Source organism: Streptomyces sp. NPDC059897, assembly GCF_042730865.1.
GTDB lineage: Bacteria > Actinomycetota > Actinomycetes > Streptomycetales > Streptomycetaceae > Streptomyces.
This window is the reverse complement of the sequence record NZ_JBHWKQ010000090.1, coordinates 1-1,463: the sequence shown is the minus strand read 5'-3', so window position 1 is coordinate 1,463 and position 1,463 is coordinate 1. Positions and strand designations below refer to the sequence as shown.

General features: G+C 66.6%; 1 protein-coding gene. It reads right to left on the bottom strand.

What is annotated here, in order from left to right; genetic code table 11:
• Positions 1 to 16: 16 nt before the first annotated feature.
• Positions 17 to 1,228, bottom strand: coding sequence for an IS110 family transposase (locus ACFV9W_RS39085; RefSeq protein WP_385770879.1), 1,212 nt, complete (start codon positions 1,226 to 1,228; stop codon positions 17 to 19).
• Positions 1,229 to 1,463: the final 235 nt, after the last annotated feature.

Below are 1,463 nucleotides of genomic sequence, written 5' to 3'. Positions count from 1 at the left end.
GCCCCTATGACTTTGGTCAAGGGGCAATCGGGGTTGGTGGTTGGTAGTAGGTGCCGTCGCGGAGCATCGCGAAGAGGACATCGGCTCGGCGGCGGGCCAGGCAGAGCAGGGCTTGGGTGTGGTGCTTTCCCTGGCTGATCTTCTTGTCGTAGTAGGTCCGCGAGGCCGGGTCGGCCAGGGCAGCAAACGCGGAGAGGAAGAAGGCCCGTTTGAGCTGCTTGTTTCCTCGGCGTGAGGGCTGTTCGCCGCGGATCGAGGAGCCGGAACTCCTGGTCGCTGGCGCGAGGCCTGCGTAGGCCGCGAGGTGAGCCGCGGAGGGAAACGCGGTGCCGTCACCGACGTCGATGAGGATGCGGGCGCCGGTCCTGATGCCGATGCCGGGCAGGGACATCAGGACCTCGGAAAGAGGGTGTGCCTCCAGGAGTTGTTCGATCCGGTGGGCCAGGAGTTTGCGTTGGTCGAGCACGGCCTGGAGGGAGCCGGCGAGGCTCGGGACGATCAGGGCGGCCGCGTCGGTGCCGGGAACGGTGACGGTCTGTTCGCCGAGCGCGGCGAAGATGTCCTCGACCAGTCGCTCGGCCATCCGCGGTGCCTTCGGCCGGAGCAAGGTGATCAGCCGTCGGCGTCCGGCCTTGCGGATCTGGGCCGGGGAGCCGAATTGGTCCAACAGCCTGAGCACTGCGGGATGTTGGATGCGGGGGCCGATCACTCGCTCGAGGTGCGGGTGGATCTGGGTGAACAGACCGCGGAGCCGGTTGGCCAAGCGGTTTGCCTCGGCGGCGAGATCGTCGTCGAACCCGACGATCATCTGGAGTTCGGCGATCGTGTTGTCGTCAAGGTCGACCGAGCGAAGCGTGTGCGGCATGGCCCGGGCCGCGTCGGCGATGATGAACGCGTCGCGGGCGTCGGTCTTGGCCTCGCCGGGATAGAGGTCGGCGATCCGCCGCATGGTCAGGCCGGGCAGGTAAGCGACGTGGCAGCCCTGGTCGCGGGCGATGGCCAGTGGCAGGGCGCCGATGGAGGCCACCTGGTCGACGATGACGAGGACGGTGCCGTGTTTGGCCTGCAGTTTGGCGAAGACCTCGCGGAGCTTGGGCTCGCTGTTGGGCAGCCTGCGGTCGAGAGTCTTCTTGCCGGTCGGAGTGAGAGCGGTGGCGTGGTGTTCGCCCTTGCCGACGTCTAGGCCGAGGTAGACGTCGATGTCACTGGTGTCGATCACGTCGGGCATCCTTCGGTGCTGTTCACCCGGCCCTGCCACGGCACTGATCGCCACATCCACATTACGAAGAGCCTCCTGACCTGCTAAAAGGCCGGTGGTCATGCCCCTAATCAGCGGTCTGTCAGTGCCTCCGGAGCTGGTGACACCACCCCCCGGGCCATGCACTCGACAAGGGGAGGTAGTCATGCCAACTCCGAAGGCCGGTAACCCCGTTGCGGGGCTACGAAAACGGTAATGGGGGGGG